This window comes from Pimelobacter sp. 30-1, from assembly GCF_018831735.1.
In the GTDB taxonomy this organism is placed as follows: Bacteria; Actinomycetota; Actinomycetes; order Propionibacteriales; family Nocardioidaceae; genus Nocardioides.
Genome location: NZ_NHTS01000003.1, coordinates 401,317 through 417,062, shown reverse-complemented (window position 1 = coordinate 417,062; position 15,746 = coordinate 401,317). Strand labels below are relative to the sequence as shown.

Below are 15,746 nucleotides of genomic sequence, written 5' to 3'. Positions count from 1 at the left end.
AAGCACGGGCCACTTCCTACCCACATCGACAGGCCACTCCATGCTGCCGCTCCGTCTCGACCGCGCCGACCCGCGTCCGCTCGGCACCCAGCTCGCCGACCAGGTCCGCCACCTCGTGCTCGACGGTGCGCTCGTCGGCGGCGACCGGATGCCGGCCACCCGCCGGCTCGCGGCGGACCTGGCGGTCTCCCGGTCGGTCGTCGAGCAGGCCTTCGACCAGCTGCTGGCCGAGGGCTGGCTCGAGGCCCGCCACGGTGCCGGGACCTGGGTCGCGGACGGCACGGCCGGGCGTCCCGCGGCGCCGCCGCGCCGTCGTCCGGCCACCCGGGAGCGGGACCTGGTCATGCTCGACGCCGGAACGCCGTGGATCGACCCGCGGCACCAGGCGGTCTGGCGCCGGGCCTGGCGCGAGGTCTCGGTCGCCACCCCGCCCCGCGGGTACGACGACGCGCGCGGCCTGCCCGAGCTGCGCGCACTGCTCGCCGAGCGGCTCGGCCGCACCCGCGGGGTGGTCGTCGACGCCGACCTGGTGCGGATCACCGGCGGCACGGGCGCCGGGCTGCGCAACCTCCTGGCGGTGCTGCCCTCCGGTCCGGTCGCGGTCGAGGACCCGGGCTACCGCGCGGGCGTCGCGACCGTGCTGGAGTCGGGCCGGTCCGTGCGCGACCTGCCCGCGCTCGACCCGGTCACCGACCTGCACGGCTGCGTCGCGGCCTACGTGACACCCGCCCACCAGCACCCGCTGGGCCGGGTGATGCCGGCGGCCGACCGGCTCACCCTCCTCGCCACCGCACGGCGCGACGGCACGCTCGTCGTCGAGGACGACTACGACTCCGAGTTCCGCTACGACGTCGCCCCGGTGCCCGCGCTCGCCTCGCTCGACCGGGAGCAGGTCGCCTACCTGGGCACCGCGTCCAAGGCGATCCTGCCGTCGCTGCGGCTCGGCTGGTCGGTCGTGCCCGACCGCCTCCTCGACCGGTACGACGCCCACCGCGCCGTCACCCACGACGTCCCGCCCTGGCCGGTCCAGCGGGCGCTGGTGACCCTGCTGCGCGACGGCTACGTCGACGCGGTGGTCCGCTCGGCGCGCCGGGTCTATGCGGAGCGGGCGCCGCGCGTGGTGGCCGCGCTGTCGCCGTACGCCGAGCTGGCGGGGCCGATCGCCGGCATGTACAGCAGCTGGCTGCTCCCGCACGCAGCGGCGGTCCGAGCGCGGGACGCCGCCGAGGAGGCCGGGTTCCGGGTCAACCTGCTGCGCGACTACTGCCGCTCGGCCACGCTCAGCGGGCTGCTCGTCGGGTTCGGCGGGCCGACCGACGCCGAGCTCGACGAGGCGTTGGCGGTGCTGGCCGGAGCGCTCAGCTCGCCGGCTGGCCGATCTTGACCGGTCGCCCGGCGAGGTAGCCGGCGCTGGCCTGCACGAGGCCGAGGCCGACGAGCAGTGCGCACGGCAGCGCCCAGCCGCCCGAGCTGTGGTGCAGGATCCCGACGAGCAGCGGGCCACCGGCGGCGAGCAGGTAGCCGATGCTCTGGGCCATCGTCGACAGCGACGCGGTGTCGGCGGTCGAGGTGGTCCGCATCGCGAAGAACGACAGGGTCACCGGGAAGACCGCGCCGCCGGCACCGAGCAGCACGGCCCAGGCCCAGGCGCCGTCGTGGGGGGCGACCCAGAGCCCGGCCCAGCCGGCCACGGTCAGGAGGGTGAGCAGCAGGACGAGGTGGCCCTGGTGGCGCATCCGGCCGGCCACGCTCGGGGCGAGGAAGAAGAACGGGACGCCGACGGCGATGCTCAGCGCCAGCAGCAGGCCGGCCTTGGCGTCGCTGAACCCGGCGTCGGCGTACAGGCTCGGGAGCCAGCTCATCATCACGTAGGCGTAGAGCGACTGGGTGCCGAAGAGGATCGTCACGGCCCACGCCGTCGGGTTGCGCCACAGGGCGGCACCGCGCACGGTCGAGCGGGCCGGGTCGCGCCGGCGGCAGTACGGCGCCCACGCGATCGCCGCGGTCACGGCAACCAGCGCCCAGACGCCGAGGCCGACGCGCCAGCTGCCCGCGGCGTCCGCGATCGGCACCGTGGTCGCGGCGCCGACCGCCGAGCCGAGCGAGAGGATCGCCGTGTAGGCACCCGTCATCACGCCGACCCGGTCGGGGAAGTGCTCCTTGACGATGGCGGGGATGAGCACGTTGGCGAGCGCGATGCCGGCGGTCGCGACGGCGGTGCCGGCCAGCAGCGCGGGGGTGCCGTCGAGCACCCGGAGCACCAGGCCCAGGGTGAGCAGGACGAGCGCGCCCTCGAGCCCGCGGTCGACGCCGATCCAGCGGGTGACGACCATCGCCGTCGCGCCGACGAGCGCGAAGCAGAGCACCGGCAACGAGGTGAGCACGCCCAGGGTGGCGCCGGAGACGCCGGCGTCGTTGAGCTGGTCCAGGAGCGCCCCGAGGCTGGTGATCGCCAGCCGCAGGTTGAACGCCACGAGCAGGACGGCGACGATGAGACCGATGCCCGCGCGCCCCCGTACCGTTGCCGCGCCCGGGGCCGAGGGGGAGGCTGCGGACGACGACGAGGCGTGGGTGGCGGCGGACATGCGGCTATTCTAGCCAGACATCGGATGATCGGATGAAAGGAAGTCCATGCCGCTGAGCCCGGCTACCCCGGCCTCCCTCGTGGACCAGGCCATCGACGGCATGCGCACGCTGCTCGCGAGCGGCGAGTGGACCGTCGGTACGCGCATCCCGCCCGAGCCCGCGCTCGCCGCCGCGCTGGGGGTCAGCCGCAACACCGTCCGCGAGGCGGTCAAGGCGCTCGCGCACCTCGGGATCCTGCACGTGCGGCGCGGCGACGGCACCTACGTGGCCGCGACGACCGAGATGCAGGCACTCATGCGCCGCCAGGTCGACCGGGTCGACCTCGAGCACCTGCTGGAGGTGCGCCACGCGATCGAGGTGCGGGCCGCGGCGCTGGCGGCCGAGCGCCGTACGGCCGAGGACCTGGCGGTCCTCGACGCGGTCATGGAGCGTCGCCACGCCGCCCTCGAGAGCGGTGACGGCGAGGCGTTCATCACCGCGGACGTCGACTTCCACGTCGCCGTCGTCGCGGCGGCGCACAACCCGCTGCTCGCCGAGCTGTACGACGGCCTGGTCGAGACCCTGCGCGCCAGCATCGACGAGCCCGGCTCGGCCACCGACGTCCTGGCCGCCGAGCACGACGCGGTGCTCGACGCCGTCCGGGCCGGCGACCCGGTCGCCGCGGCCGCCGCCGGGGCCGAGCTGCTCGACCACGTCGCGCGCTGACCCGGCCCGATCCCGGCCCGATCCGGGCCCGTCAGCGGCGCGGCCGGCCGGCGAGCTGGCCGCCGAGGATCGCGGCGAGCGCCAGGGCGAACCCGGCCAGCTGCAGCGGCCGCAGCGCCTCCCCGACCACGAGCCAGCCGAGTCCGGCGGCGACGACGGGGGAGAGCAGGCCGAGCAGGGCCGTCGAGGCGACCGGCAGCACGCCGACCCCGCGGAACCACAGCAGGTACGCCGCCAGCCCGCCCACCACGCCCAGCCACAGGTAGCCGCCTGCCGCCGGGACGTCGATCGCCGGGGGTGCCCCCTCGACCAGGAAGGTCGTCGGCAGCAGCACCAGTCCGCCCGCGGTGAGCAGCCAGCTCACCAGCACCGGTGAGCTGACCCCCTCGGGCCGGCCCCAGCGCCGGGTGAGCACCACGCCCGCGGCCATCGACAGCGCCCCACCGGCGCCGGCGAGCAGGCCGACCGGGTCGAGGGTCGCCTTCGGGCCGAGCACGACGAGCGCGACCCCGGCCACGCCGGTCAGCGCCCAGCCGACCTTGGCCGTCGTGGGCCGCTCGCCCAGCAGCGGCAGGGCGAGCGCGATGACGAGCAGCGGCTGGATCGCGCCGACCGTCGCCGCCACCCCGCCGGGCAGCCGCTCGGCGGCCATGAACAGCAGCGGGAAGAAGAACCCGATGTTGAGCGCGCCCAGCACCAGCACCCGCCACCACCACACGCCCTGCGGCAGCCGCCGGAAGATCACGAGCAGCAGGAGTCCGGCCGGCAATGCCCGCAGGAGCCCCGCGAACAGCGGGTGCCCGGGCGGCAGCAGCTCGGTCGTGACGAGGTACGTCGTGCCCCACACGGCCGGGGCGAGCGCGGTGAGGGCGGTCAGCCCGGCGGTGCCGCCGGTGCGGCTGCCGGTGCTGCCGGTGCTGGGGTTGCCGCCGGTCGGGGCGGCGGTCCGGGTGGGGAGGACGGTGCTGGTCATGCATCCAGGTTCCTGCGGTCTGATCAATGAGTCCAACACATGCTTTTCATCGGATCGATCGTGCATCACGATTGATCCTGTGGAGCTCCAGCAGATGCGCTACGTCCTCGCCGTCGCCGAGCACGGCTCGTTCACCCGCGCGGCGGAGAGCTGCTTCGTCGTGCAGTCCGCGCTCAGCCACCAGGTCGCCCGGCTGGAGCAGGAGCTCGGGGTCCGGCTGTTCCACCGCACCAGCCGCCAGGTGCGGCTCAGCCCGGCCGGTGCCGCCTTCCTCCCGATCGCGCGGCAGTGCCTCGACGCGGCCGACCGCGCGGCGGCCGAGGCGGCGGCCGCGGAAGGCGAGATCCGCGGCCCGCTGGCGATCGGGGTGATCCCGACGGTGGCCGCGGTCGACGTACCGGAGGCGTTGCGGGCGTTCCGCGCGCAGCACCCCCAGGTGCAGGTCCGGCTCACCAGCGGCAACAGCGACGCCTTCGTGCGCCAGGTCGCCGACGGCGAGCTGGACCTGGCGTTCCTCGGGCTGCCCGACGACTTCGCGTTCTCCGGCGTCTCCGCGCGCCTGATCGCCCGGGACCACCACCGTGCGGTGGTCGCTCCGGAGCACCCGCTCGCCGGACGTCGCCGGCTGACGCTGGAGCGCCTGGCCGGCGAGACGTTCGTCGACTTCCCGGCCGGGACGACGGGACGCCGCCAGGCCGACCTCGCGTTCGCCGCGGCGGGGCTCACCCGCGAGGTGGCCTACGAGGTCACCGACATGCTCCTGATGAGCCGCATCCTCGGGGCCGGGCTCGGGGTCGCGCTGCTCGCGTCGACCTTCGCCGAGCAGCTGCCCGGCCTGGTCACGATCCCGGTCACCCGCGCCCCGGTCCGTACCGAGCACGTGATCTGGAGCGGGTTCGGCCCGGCGCCGGCCGCGGCCGCGTTCCTGGCCCAGATCGGCATGGCGGCCTGAGCGACCGGACGCGTCTGGGCGGTCAGTCCGGCCAGACGCCGGAAGTGCCCCGCCGGTGGGAGTCGACGAGGTGGGTGTCGACGATGCCGACCGCCTCCATCAGCGCGTACATCGTGGTCGGTCCCACGAACACGAACCCGCGCCGGCGCAGCTCCTTGGACAGGGCGAGCGACTCGGCCGACGTGGTCGGGATGTCGGCGAACACCCGCGGCCGTGGGGTGTCGGCGGGCCGGAACGACCACACCAGCGCGGCCAGCCCGCCGTCGTCGCGCAGGTCGATCGTCGCGCGTGCGTTGGTGACCGCGGCCTGGATCTTGCGGAGGTTGCGCACGATGCCGGCGTCGGCCATGAGGCGCGCGACGTCCGCGTCGTCGTACCCGGCGACGACCTCGGGGTCGAAGCCGTCGAACGCCGCCCGGAAGGCCGGCCGCTTGCGCAGGATCGTCGCCCACGACAGACCGGCCTGGAACGCCTCGAGCGTGATCCGCTCGTAGAGCCCCTGCTCGTCGGTGACGGGCAGGCCCCACTCGGTGTCGTAGTAGTCGCGCAGCAGCGGGTCGTGGGCGGCCCAGGCCGGACGAGCCAGCCCGTCGTCGCCGACCACGACCCCTGCCACGGCGTCGATCAGAGCGCCCAGTCGGCGTTCCAGCCCTCGATGGCGCTGGCCGGACGCGCGGCCGGGCCGGTGTAGACGGCCGAGGGACGGATCAGGCGCCCGGTCGTCTTCTGCTCGAGGATGTGCGCGGACCAACCGCCCGTGCGGGCGCAGGTGAACATCGAGGTGAACATGTGCGGCGGCACCTCGGCGAAGTCGAGGACGATGGCCGCCCAGAACTCGACGTTGGTCTCGAGCACGCGGTCGGGACGGCGCTCGCGGAGCTCGGCCAGCGCGGCCTGCTCCAGCGCCTCGGCGATCGCGTAGCGCGGGGCGCCCAGCTCCTTGGCGGTCCGGCGCAGCACGCGGGCGCGCGGGTCCTCGGCCCGGTAGACGCGGTGGCCGAAGCCCATCAGCCGCTCGCCGGAGTCGAGCAGGTTCTTGACGTACGCGCGCGCGTCGCCGGTCTTCTCGACCTCCTCGATCATGTGCAGCACCCGCGACGGCGCGCCGCCGTGGAGCGGGCCGCTCATCGCGCCGATCGCGCCGGAGAAGGCCGCCGCGACGTCCGCGCCGGTCGAGGTGATGACGCGGGCGGTGAACGTCGAGGCGTTCATGCCGTGCTCGGCCGCGGAGGACCAGTAGGCGTCGATCGCGTGGGCGTGCTTGGGGTCGGCCTCGCCGCGCCAGCGGATGAGGAACTTCTCGGCGAGCGTCTTGCCCTCGTCGACGAGCCGCTGGGGGACGACGGGGAGGTGCAGGTCGCGGGCCGACTGGCCGGCGTACGAGAGGACCATGACGGCGACCCGGGCGAGGTCCGCACGGGCCTGCTCGTCGCTGATGTCGTAGGTCTGGCCGAAGCCGAAGGCCGGCGCGAGCATCGCGATCGCGGCCTGGACGTCGACGCGGACGTCACCGGTGTGCACCGGCAGGCTGAACGCCTCGGCCGGCGGCAGGCCGGGCGTGAAGGCGCCGTCGATCAGCAGCCCCCAGACGTTCTCGAAGGGGACCCGGCCGACCAGGTCCTCGATGTCGACACCGCGGTAGCGCAGCGCCGAGCCTTCCTTGTCCGGCTCCGCGATCTGGGTCTCGAAGGCGATGACGCCTTCCAGTCCGTGGTGTACCTCAGGCATCGGCGAACTCCTTCGTTGCGACGGGGCGAGCCGTCCGGATGCCGGGCGACCCGCAGGCCACCCGGCATTCTGCCCCACCTCCCGTCCGGCGCCCTACGCTGGCCCCATGCCCGCCGAAGCCGACGCGCGTGACGACCTGGCCACCCTCCGCAAGGAGTACGGCGACCGCGGGCTCGCCGAGGCCGCATTGCCCGACGCCCCGTGGCCCCTGTGGCAGCGCTGGTTCGACGACGTCGCGGCCGCCGGGGTGCACGAGCCCAACGCCATGGTCGTGGCCACCGTCGACCCCGACGGGATGCCGTCGTCCCGGATGGTGCTGCTCAAGGGCGTGCGCAGCGCCGGCGACGGAGAGGGCTTCCGGTTCTTCACCAACACCGCCTCCCGCAAGGGCACGGCGCTCGCCCACGAGCCCCGCTGCGCCCTGCTGTTCCCCTGGCACCCGCTCGAGCGGCAGGTGCGGGTCGAGGGCACGGCGGAGGCGCTGTCGGAGGCCGACGTGGCGGCGTACTTCTCCTCGCGGCCGCGGGGCTCCCAGCTCGGCGCCTGGGCCTCGCCCCAGTCCGAGGTGGTCGCCGGCCGCGGCGACCTGGAGGACTCCTACCGCGCCGCCGAGGACCGGTTCGCCGGCCCGGACGGGCCGCTGCCCGTCCCGGTCCCGCCCACCTGGGGCGGGTATGTCGTGCGGCCGGCGTCGTTCGAGTTCTGGCAGGGCCGGCCGGGGCGGCTGCACGACCGGATCCGCTACACGCGCCAGGGTGCCGGCTGGACGAGGGTGCGGCTCGCCCCCTGAGGGGCGCCGTCGCGCGGCTTGTCCTCGCTGCGGCTGGCGGCGTAGATCGCGCCCAGCACGACCAGGACCAGGATCACCGCCACGATCACCAGCGTCTGGCGCCGGTCCTCGGGCGAGGTGTGGTTGACCGGATGCCGGCGCCGGCCCTTGCGGCCGCTGCGGCGGCGGCGCTCACGGCCGTCCTCGAGCCCGGGGAGCGGACCGGCGCCCTCGAGCGGGGAGAAGTGCGGGACCGCGTAGGTCGGCGCGACGATATTGCGGAACTCGTCCTGGATCGGCCGGGCCTGGGCGTCGACGTGGCGGGCCGGCTCGGGGTCGGGCTCGGGCTCGACCGGCTCCGGCTCGGGCTCGACCGGCTCGGGCTCGACCGGCTCGGGCTCGACCGGGGCGGGTTCGGGTTCGGGCTCGGGGACGAGGGCGACCGGCGGCGCCGCGACGACGGGATCGTCGCGCAGGTCCGGCAGCGGATCGGTGAGCGGATCGAAGCGCGGCACGTCCCGGCTCGGCAGCAGCAGCGAGCGGAACTCCTCGGGCGCCGGCTTCGTCACCACGGCGACCACCTCCGGCTCCGGCTCCGGTTCTGGTTCCGGTTCTGGTTCCGGCTCGGGTTCCGGCTCGGGTTCCGGCGCGGCGAGCACGACGTGCGGCCGCCCGTGGCTGGGCCACTGGTCGGCGCCGATCATCTCCAGCACCACCAGGAGCGCCTGGGGCGTCGGGCGGCGGTGGTCCGGTCCGACGATGGCGCGCACGAGCACCTCGGAGGCGAACGGCGGGAAGCCGGGGTCCAGGTCCGCGGGGGCGGCGGGCTCCGGCGTACCGGGCTCGACGCCGGTGAGCGCGTGGTAGGCGAGCTGGGCCAGCGCGGCCACGTCGGTCTCGTCGACGCGGCAGAGCAGGGGGATCGCCTGCTCGGCCGGTACGGCGTCCGGCGCGGCCGCGGCGATCAGCGCCGAGAGCAGGGCGCGGTCGTCTTCAGGGGGGAGCCCCAGGGTCATGGGGCGAATCCTGCCGCCGGATCAGCGGCCGTGGGGCCGATTTCGGCCAACCGGGCCCGGACCTCGGCGGCGATCGCGTCCACGGCGGGGGTCCGGGCGAGGCCGGCGGCGACCTCCTCCGCCGCCCGCCGGTACGACGGCACGGCGAGCACCTCGCGGATCGCGGCGGCGAGCGTGGTGGTCACCGCGACGGCCACGCCCGCCTCCGTCAGCCGGACGGCGTGGTCGAACTGGTCGTAGTCCACCGGTACCACCACCGCGGGCAGGCCGGCCGCGAGCGTGTGCCCCAGCACCCCGGCGCCGCCGTGGTGCACGACGGCGGCGAAGCGGGGCAGGTCGCGGGCGTAGTCGACGTACCGGTGCACCTGCACGCGGGCCCCGGGAGCCGACGGCGGCACCGGGTCGCCCCCGAGGCTCACGTGCACGTCGACGTCCGGCAGCGCGGCCGCCGCCTCGGCCGCGGAGACCAGCAGCGACGCCTTGTGCCAGGGCAGGTGCGTCCCGGCCGTGACGAGGACGGCGGGTCGTCCCGGCGCCAGGTCCGGAGCGGGTACGGCGGTGGGCGGGGTGTGGAGCACCGGTCCGACGTACCGCACGGCCGCCGGGAGCGACCGCGGGAACTCGATCGCCTCGGGGGTGAGCGCGAAGATCCGCTCGGGGGAGTAGATCGCCTCCGAGCCGTCCGGCCGGTGCAGCCGGGGTACCCCCACCTCCGCCAGCCGTACGCCGGCCAGCCGTGGTGCGAGCCCCTTGAACCCGCGCACCACGCCCCGTCCGAGCGCGTCACGCGAGCGGCCGGCCAGGCCGACCCCCGGCCGCCACCCGCCCAGGTACGACGGCGGCCCGCTGCGGCCCTCGATCGCGCACGGCGACGGGTGCGTCGTCCACCACGGCACGCCGATCTCGTCGGCGGCGCTGCCGACCGCGCCCATGGTGAAGTCCGCGAGCACCAGGTCCGGCCGGCGCGCGGCCCACACGTCCAGCAGCTCGGCGCGGAACTCCCGCTGCAGGCCCACCGCCGCCCGCAGCTGCCGGGCGAGCCGGCGCGGGTTGCTGCCCACCCGGTAGGGCGGGTTCACCACCGTCTCGAGGACCTCGTCGGCGCCGTCGAGCAGCGCCAGGCCCGGTACGCCGGTCGCGGTGATCGCCGGGAGCGCGCCGGCGGTGCTGATCACCCGGACCTCGACGCCGGGCTCGCGGGCGAGACGCGCCGCGATGCCCAGGATCGGGTGCAGGTGACCTGCCATCGGAGGGGCGACCAGGTCGACGAGGCTCATGAGGCGGCCTCCAGCTCGGCCAGCAGCGTGCGGCAGAGCGCGGTGAGCTCGGGCGCGGCGAGGTAGTCGAGGTGTCCCGCGTCCACGGTGACGTCGTGCGGCCACCACCGGGCGAGGTGGTCGCTGCGGCTGCCGACCCGGATCACCCGGCACGGCGGCGGCCGGGTGGCGACGGCGCCGTACGCGACGACGACGAGCCGGTCGAGCACCGGTGCCGGCAGGTCGAGCCGGCCGAGCAGGTCGAGACCGATCGACCCGGCCAGGACCAGCGTCCGGTCGGCGGCGAGCAGCTGCCGGGTGACCGACGGACGCACCCGGGCCGCCCACGACCGGCAGAGCAGCCGGATCCGCCAGAACAGCACCAGGTGCCGCAGGCTCCCGAGCCACAGCGGCACCGGCCGGTACGGCGCGAGCCCCGTGGCGTAGGGGAAGTTGAGCCGGACCTTCGCCTCGTCCGCGATCGGCAGCGCGTCCAGGAAGGCGCTCTGCACGGGGGAGAGCGCGCACGAGCGCGGGTCGCTCTGCCCGGTCAGGTGCAGCACCTGGAGGCGCATCAGCGGTCGTCCGGCCCGGGCACTGGCACCGGCGAGAAGTCGTCGTCGGAGCGCACCCGGTAGGTGCGGGTCCGCCACCGGATCGTGCGCTGCACCGCGCCGTGCCCTAGGTGCGCGGGCTGCACGAGCTCGGAGACCAGCGACAGCGCGGGGGCGTGGAGCGGACGCCCGTAGATCCGCCGTTGCAGGCCCCGCAGCAGCAGGGCGCGCCCACCCAGGACGGCGACCACCGGCAGCACCCGGCGCGACCGGGCCGAGCCGACCAGGACGAACCACAGCAGGTTGGGGTGCACGCCGTGGAGCACGCTGATCGCGCCGACCATGGCGGGCGGCTGGCGGCGCAGCAGCAGGTTGGCGAAGAGCATCCAGCGGTGCATCAGGCGCACGTAGGGGGCCGGACCGTCGACGGTCGTGGTGATCCACTGGGGGGACGCGGTCTGGCAGATCGTCCCGCCGCTGCCGAGCACCGCCCCGGCGACCGCGAGGTCGTCGGTCAGGTTGCGCAGGATCGGCGTGAATCCCCCGAGGGCGCGCAGGTCCGCGACCCGCATCGCCCAGCACATGCCGTTGATCGTCACCGGTGCCATCGGCAGGTAGGTCAGCGCCGCGTTGTTGTCGACGAACTGCTCGACCAGCCGGGCCCACACCGTCCCCCCAGGCAGGTACGCCGGGAGGCCGGTCGCGAGCGTCGCCCGGTCCAGGCCGCCCAGCAGGGCGCCGAGGCTGGTCCGCGGCAGCCGTGTGTCGTCGTCCAGGATGAGGAGGACCTCGTCGTCCGCGCAGTCGTCGAGCGCGGGCTGGAGCTTGGCGAGCTTGGGGTTGATCCCGTCGGGGGCGGGCGGGCAGACCTGCACGGTCAGCCGGGGCGCGGGGCCGATCCGCGCGACCACGCGCTGGGCCTCGGGGTCGTCCTCGTCGACCAGCCAGACGAAGCGCGCGCCGGCCAGCGACAGCAGGTTGTCGCGCAGCGCGTCCTCGAGCCCGGGATCGCCCGACAGGATGGGCTGCACGACGACCACCCGGGCGATCGCGTCGGCGGCCGGCTCGACCGCGGGCGGCGCTTGCCGGGCGGCGTGCAGGGCGGCGGCGGACTTTCCGGCCTGGAGGGCCAGGTAGCCGACCGCGGCCCGTCGTACCCAGCGGCTCACAGGCGCTCCTTCTGCCAGGACACGAACTCGTCGACGCCTTGGGCGACGGAGATCCGCGGCGCGCCGAGGTCGCGCAGCATCTTGTCGGGCACGAACGTCTTGGACCAGCTCAGCACCCCGACGCCGTAGGGGGTGATCGGCGGTTCGCCGGGCAGGCGCAGGAGCCGCCAGGTCCGCTCCAGCACGGTCGCCGCGCGCATCGCGGTGGTCAGGCTGACCTCGCGGGTCGGGGGCTGCAGGCCCAGCCGCTCGATCACCTCGAGCAGCATCGTCTGGATCTCGACCGGCTCGGCGTTGGTCAGGTGGTAGACGCCGCCGAGGTCGGGGCGCGCGGCGAGCCGGAGCAGGTAGTCCGCGAGGTTGTCGACGTAGATCAGGTCGCCCACCGCGGGTTCGGAGCGCCCGGTCAGCCGGGGGACCCGGCCGGCCTTGGCGGCCGCGATGATCCGGGGGAAGAGCACCGTGTCGCCGGGTCCGAACACCGCGCGCGGCCGCGCGATCACCCAGGAACCCCCGTAGGTACGGACGATCCGCTCCGAGTCGGCCTTCGTGCGCGCGTAGTCGTTGGCGAAGTCGCCGGGCAGCGGGCTCTCCTCGGTCAGGTCGAGCTGGTCGCCGTCGCGGTAGAGCACCGAGGACGACGACACGTGCACCAGCCGCGGGTTCCCCAGCAGTGCGCACCAGTCGACCACGGTCTGGGTCGCGATCACGTTGTCGCTGTCGTAGTCCGCCCGCTTCGCGTAGGGGGTGGCCCGGGCCGCGCAGTGGATCACCGCATCGGGCTGCCACGGCAGCACCGGCAGGTCCTCGGGGCCGACCCGGCCGAGGTCGGCGCTCAGGTAGCCGACCTGGTCGAGGCGGCGCCGGCCCAGGCCGACCACCTCGTGGCCCGCGGCCTGCGCCAGCTCGACGGTCCGGCCGCCGACGAAGCCCGAGGCTCCGGTCACGAGGATTCTCATGTCACCTTCCTGATGCGTCGTCGCTTCTGCGTGGGCGCCTCGTCCGGCCACCCCATCGAGACGACCTCGGGCGCCCGCGCGCCGAGCCGCTCGGCGAGACGCCCGGCCTCGGCCGCGACCCGGGTGACGGCGTCCGGGCCGCCGAGCGTGGTCGCGAGCCGCCACTGGGCGCCGTGCTGCTCGATGCGGTAGTCGCCGAGGTCTCCGGCCAGCGCCACCGCGTGGCGCAGCGCGTCCGGGTAGACGGGGACGTCTCCGGGCGGCAGCGTCAGCACGTCGTCCGCGCGGCCCAGGACGGCGGCGATGCTACGTCCGGGCCGGCCGCACGGGCACGGGCCCGGTGCGGCCAGGAGGACGTCGTCGAGGCGGTGGCGCACGACGTACTGGGTGGTGCGGGTGAAGTCGGTGATGACCGGGTGGAAGCGCTGGTGGTCGATCCACTCCGGCTCGACGTGCAGGTGCGCCTCGTTGAGGTGCAGCCGTCCGGCCGGGCAGCTCACCGCGAGCAGACCCTCGGTGGCTTGGTAGATCTGCTCGACCGGGCGCCCCCAGGCGGCGGCGATCACCGCGGCGTCGTCGGGCTCGAGGGTCTCGGCGACCGACACCACCTGGAGCGGGCGCAGGCCCGGTGGCGCGGCCTCGGCGATCCGGCGCAGGACGCCGGCAGGCGCCACCAGGACGTCGGTGCCGGCCAGCCGCGGCAGGTGCGTCTCGAGCGGGACGGTGAGGTCGTGCCAGGAGAACGCGACCCGGCTGCTGTCGAGCGTCTGGTACAGATTGCTGTTGGCGCGCAGGAAGAGCGCGACCCGCAGCGGGCGGCGCAGCATCGTCCGCAATGACGCGGGCGACATCAGCTGACCCATCAGGATGCCCGCCCACAGGCGGCTCTCCGCCTCGGAGACGAGGAAGACGCCGCGGGTTCCGGACGTCCCGGACGACAGCCCGACGCTCACCCCGCCGGGCAGCGTGCGGGCGAAGTCGCGGGAGCGCTCGGCCGACTCGGCCACCGCGAGCGCGCGGTCGAGGGTGATCCCGTGCCGGTTGAACGACGCGAAGTCGGCGAGCACCGTGCGCTTGTCGACGACCGGCAGGTCCGCGAGCGACGCACCCGCGAAACCCGCGTAGAACGGGGCTTTCGTCAGCTCGTGGCGCAGGAAGTGATCGAGTGCGCGGGCGCGCCGGCGGTCGAACCCGCCCCGGGGGAGCCAGCGCTCGCGGGCGAATGCCGCCGCGACCACCCGCGCGTCAGAGTCCGGCATGCCAGGCGTCGAAGCCCGCGGTGCAGTGGGCGGGGAGCAGGAGCAGGTCGGGGTGCGCGCGGTGCAGCGCGTGGAGGTGGCCGAGCGTGCCCATCGCGGCGGTCCAGTCGTCGAAGGCGATCCCGGCCAGGCGGGACGGCGGCGCGAGGTCGGTGATCGACTTCGTGAACCACGCCGCGTCGCCGGCGAGCAGCACCTGGCGCCCGTCGGTCGCGGTGAGCACCAGCCCGAGGTGACCGGGCATGTGGCCGGGCAGGGCGACCAGCAGGAGGCTGCCGTCGCCGAGCAGGTCGCCGCCGGGAAGGTCCTCGGCAGCGACGAGCCGGTCGCTCAGGCCGTCGGGCAGCATCGCGGGCAGCAGGCCGTGCCGGATCGCGTTGATCCCCTTGAGACCGGTGATCTGGGCGCTGCCGGAGCCTCCGGCGACGATCCGGGCATTGGGGTAGTCGCGCAGGCCCGCGACGTGGTCGCCGTGGAAGTGCGAGACCACGACGCGTCGTACGTCGAGCGGGTCGATGCCGAGCCCGCGCAGCTGGGCCGGCAGGTGCTGGTCGTCGGGCAGCGTGACCGGGAGCAGCTCGCGGTAGAGCCGCGCGGGGAGTCGCTGCGTCGCGGTGAAGAAGTGGTCGGCGTACCCGGTGTCGAAGAGGGTCCAGCCGTGCTCGGGGTGCCCGATCGCCGCGGCGTACGACGGGAACTCGATGCGGCGCATCGGCGCGCCCTTGCGGGCCAGGCCCTCGATCTGGACGCAGTGGCCCACGCGCAGCCAGTGGAGCGTGACCCGGGGCTGGTCGGTGGGCAGCCCGGCGGTGAGGTCGGTCAGTAGCACAGCACGATCCCGCCCAGGCTGAGGCCGGCGCCGGTCCCGAGCAGCAGCGCCCGGTCGCCCCGGCGCAGCCGGCCGCTCTCGATCGCGGCGTGCAGCGCGGACGGCAGCGAGGCACCGACCTGGTTGCCGTGGTCGGCGTAGATGTCGACGAGGCGATCACCCTCGACGCCGAAGCGGCTGCGCACCCAGTCGAGCGCGTGGTGGCTCGCCTGGTGCGGGACGACGACGGACAGGTCGTCCATCGTGGTCCCGGCCTCGGCGAGCAGCCCGTCCACGAAGGGCGGCAGGTGCTTGATCGCCAGCCGGAAGACGGCGCCGCCCTCCATCCGGAAGCGTGCCCAGTCGGCGTAGTCGCCGTCGACCCGGTCGGGCGCGAAGCGGGAGCCACCGCCCTTGATCTCGCAGGTGTGGGCGCCCTCGCTGTGGGTGGCCAGACCGGCCGCCAGGACGGCGGACCCGGTCGTCCCGGCGTGGCCGACCACCACGGCGGCGGCACCGTCGCCGAAGATCCCGGAGGCACCGAGGTCGGACCAGTCCAGGCCGACGGAGGCGAGGTCGCTGGAGACGATGAGGATCCGCTCGTGGCGGCCCGCGTCGACCAGCGTCGCGGCCAGGTCGAGCGCGACCAGGAAGCTCAGGCAGCTCGCGTTGACGTCCCACGCGGGCACGGGGCGCGCCGGGGCGAGCTCCTCGTGCAGCAGCGCGGCATTGCAGGGCAGCGGCTGGTCGGGCGTCGCGCTCGCGCCGAGGATCACGTCGACGTCGTCGAGGGTCAGTCCCGCGTCGGCGAGCGCCTTGCGCGCGGCCCGGGCGCCCAGCGCCGCAGCGCTGCCGCGCTCGACGTGGCGCACCCGTACGCCGGTCCGCTCCTCGACCGTGCCGGCGGGCAGGCCCAGCCGCTCGTCGAGATCCGCGCTCGTCAGCACCTCGTCCGGCAGTACCGCGGCGGTGCCGAGGATCCGCAGCGCGCGCGACCCGAGACCTGGCACGG

Annotated in this window: 16 protein-coding genes; 4 read left to right on the top strand and 12 right to left on the bottom strand. The window is 75.2% G+C overall.

Annotation, left to right across the window (positions count from 1 at the left end):
* Positions 1 to 40 precede the first annotated feature (40 nt).
* Positions 41 to 1,384 (top strand): PLP-dependent aminotransferase family protein, encoded by a 1,344-nt coding sequence (locus tag CCO04_RS07375; RefSeq protein ID WP_215813463.1) that lies wholly within the window; start codon positions 41 to 43, stop codon positions 1,382 to 1,384.
* Here CCO04_RS07375 and CCO04_RS07370 read toward each other — a convergent pair.
* Positions 1,359 to 2,585 (bottom strand): MFS transporter, encoded by a 1,227-nt coding sequence (locus CCO04_RS07370; RefSeq protein WP_215813462.1) that lies wholly within the window; start codon positions 2,583 to 2,585, stop codon positions 1,359 to 1,361. The genes CCO04_RS07375 and CCO04_RS07370 overlap by 26 nt on opposite strands.
* Positions 2,586 to 2,631: 46 nt before the next feature.
* Between CCO04_RS07370 and CCO04_RS07365 the strand changes: the two genes are divergently transcribed.
* On the top strand, positions 2,632 to 3,291 hold the full coding sequence (locus tag CCO04_RS07365; protein WP_215813461.1) for a FadR/GntR family transcriptional regulator: 660 nt from the start codon (positions 2,632 to 2,634) through the stop codon (positions 3,289 to 3,291).
* A gap of 31 nt (positions 3,292 to 3,322) precedes the next feature.
* Here CCO04_RS07365 and CCO04_RS07360 read toward each other — a convergent pair whose 3' ends face one another.
* On the bottom strand, positions 3,323 to 4,264 hold the full coding sequence (locus tag CCO04_RS07360; RefSeq protein WP_215813460.1) for an EamA family transporter: 942 nt from the start codon (positions 4,262 to 4,264) through the stop codon (positions 3,323 to 3,325).
* 79 nt (positions 4,265 to 4,343) lie between these two features.
* Here CCO04_RS07360 and CCO04_RS07355 point away from each other — a divergent pair, with 79 nt between their 5' ends.
* The gene (locus CCO04_RS07355) at positions 4,344 to 5,216 is read left to right on the top strand and encodes a LysR substrate-binding domain-containing protein (RefSeq protein WP_257753756.1); all 873 of its coding nucleotides are present in this window, start codon (positions 4,344 to 4,346) and stop codon (positions 5,214 to 5,216) included.
* A 22-nt stretch (positions 5,217 to 5,238) separates the two neighbouring features.
* Here CCO04_RS07355 and CCO04_RS07350 read toward each other — a convergent pair whose 3' ends face one another.
* Positions 5,239 to 5,832 (bottom strand): DNA-3-methyladenine glycosylase I, encoded by a 594-nt coding sequence (locus CCO04_RS07350; protein WP_215813458.1) that lies wholly within the window; start codon positions 5,830 to 5,832, stop codon positions 5,239 to 5,241.
* A gap of 8 nt (positions 5,833 to 5,840) precedes the next feature.
* The gene (locus CCO04_RS07345; protein WP_215813457.1) at positions 5,841 to 6,944 is read right to left on the bottom strand and encodes a citrate synthase 2; all 1,104 of its coding nucleotides are present in this window, start codon (positions 6,942 to 6,944) and stop codon (positions 5,841 to 5,843) included.
* A 106-nt stretch (positions 6,945 to 7,050) separates the two neighbouring features.
* Here CCO04_RS07345 and pdxH point away from each other — a divergent pair, with 106 nt between their 5' ends.
* On the top strand, positions 7,051 to 7,734 hold the full coding sequence (gene pdxH / locus CCO04_RS07340; RefSeq protein WP_215813456.1) for a pyridoxamine 5'-phosphate oxidase: 684 nt from the start codon (positions 7,051 to 7,053) through the stop codon (positions 7,732 to 7,734).
* Here pdxH and CCO04_RS07335 read toward each other — a convergent pair.
* The 8 genes from CCO04_RS07335 to CCO04_RS28380 are packed head-to-tail and all read right to left on the bottom strand — an operon-like array spanning position 7,686 to position 15,744.
* The gene (locus tag CCO04_RS07335) at positions 7,686 to 8,729 is read right to left on the bottom strand and encodes a hypothetical protein (protein WP_215813455.1); all 1,044 of its coding nucleotides are present in this window, start codon (positions 8,727 to 8,729) and stop codon (positions 7,686 to 7,688) included. The two genes, pdxH and CCO04_RS07335, sit on opposite strands and share 49 nt — an antisense overlap.
* Positions 8,726 to 10,006 carry a glycosyltransferase gene (locus CCO04_RS07330; protein WP_215813454.1) on the bottom strand — a complete coding sequence of 427 codons (1,281 nt, stop codon included), beginning with the start codon at positions 10,004 to 10,006 and terminating at the stop codon, positions 8,726 to 8,728. Before CCO04_RS07330 ends, CCO04_RS07335 begins: the two co-directional genes overlap by 4 nt.
* Positions 10,003 to 10,560: a hypothetical protein gene (locus CCO04_RS07325; RefSeq protein WP_215813453.1), complete on the bottom strand. Its 558-nt coding sequence runs from the start codon at positions 10,558 to 10,560 to the stop codon at positions 10,003 to 10,005. Before CCO04_RS07325 ends, CCO04_RS07330 begins: the two co-directional genes overlap by 4 nt.
* A complete protein-coding gene (locus tag CCO04_RS07320) occupies positions 10,560 to 11,708 on the bottom strand; it encodes a glycosyltransferase (RefSeq protein WP_215813452.1) in 1,149 nt (382 codons plus the stop codon). Before CCO04_RS07320 ends, CCO04_RS07325 begins: the two co-directional genes overlap by 1 nt.
* Entirely contained in the window at positions 11,705 to 12,667 is a 963-nt protein-coding gene (locus CCO04_RS07315) for an NAD(P)-dependent oxidoreductase (RefSeq protein ID WP_215813451.1), read from the bottom strand. Before CCO04_RS07315 ends, CCO04_RS07320 begins: the two co-directional genes overlap by 4 nt.
* Positions 12,664 to 13,926, bottom strand: a complete 1,263-nt coding sequence (locus CCO04_RS07310) for a F390 synthetase-related protein (RefSeq protein WP_215813450.1) — start codon at positions 13,924 to 13,926, stop codon at positions 12,664 to 12,666. The genes CCO04_RS07315 and CCO04_RS07310 overlap by 4 nt, the downstream gene beginning before the upstream one ends.
* Positions 13,913 to 14,755 carry an MBL fold metallo-hydrolase gene (locus CCO04_RS07305; protein WP_215813449.1) on the bottom strand — a complete coding sequence of 281 codons (843 nt, stop codon included), beginning with the start codon at positions 14,753 to 14,755 and terminating at the stop codon, positions 13,913 to 13,915. The genes CCO04_RS07310 and CCO04_RS07305 overlap by 14 nt, the downstream gene beginning before the upstream one ends.
* Positions 14,746 to 15,744: a 3-oxoacyl-[acyl-carrier-protein] synthase III C-terminal domain-containing protein gene (locus CCO04_RS28380; RefSeq protein ID WP_215813448.1), complete on the bottom strand. Its 999-nt coding sequence runs from the start codon at positions 15,742 to 15,744 to the stop codon at positions 14,746 to 14,748. The genes CCO04_RS07305 and CCO04_RS28380 overlap by 10 nt, the downstream gene beginning before the upstream one ends.
* Positions 15,745 to 15,746: the final 2 nt, after the last annotated feature.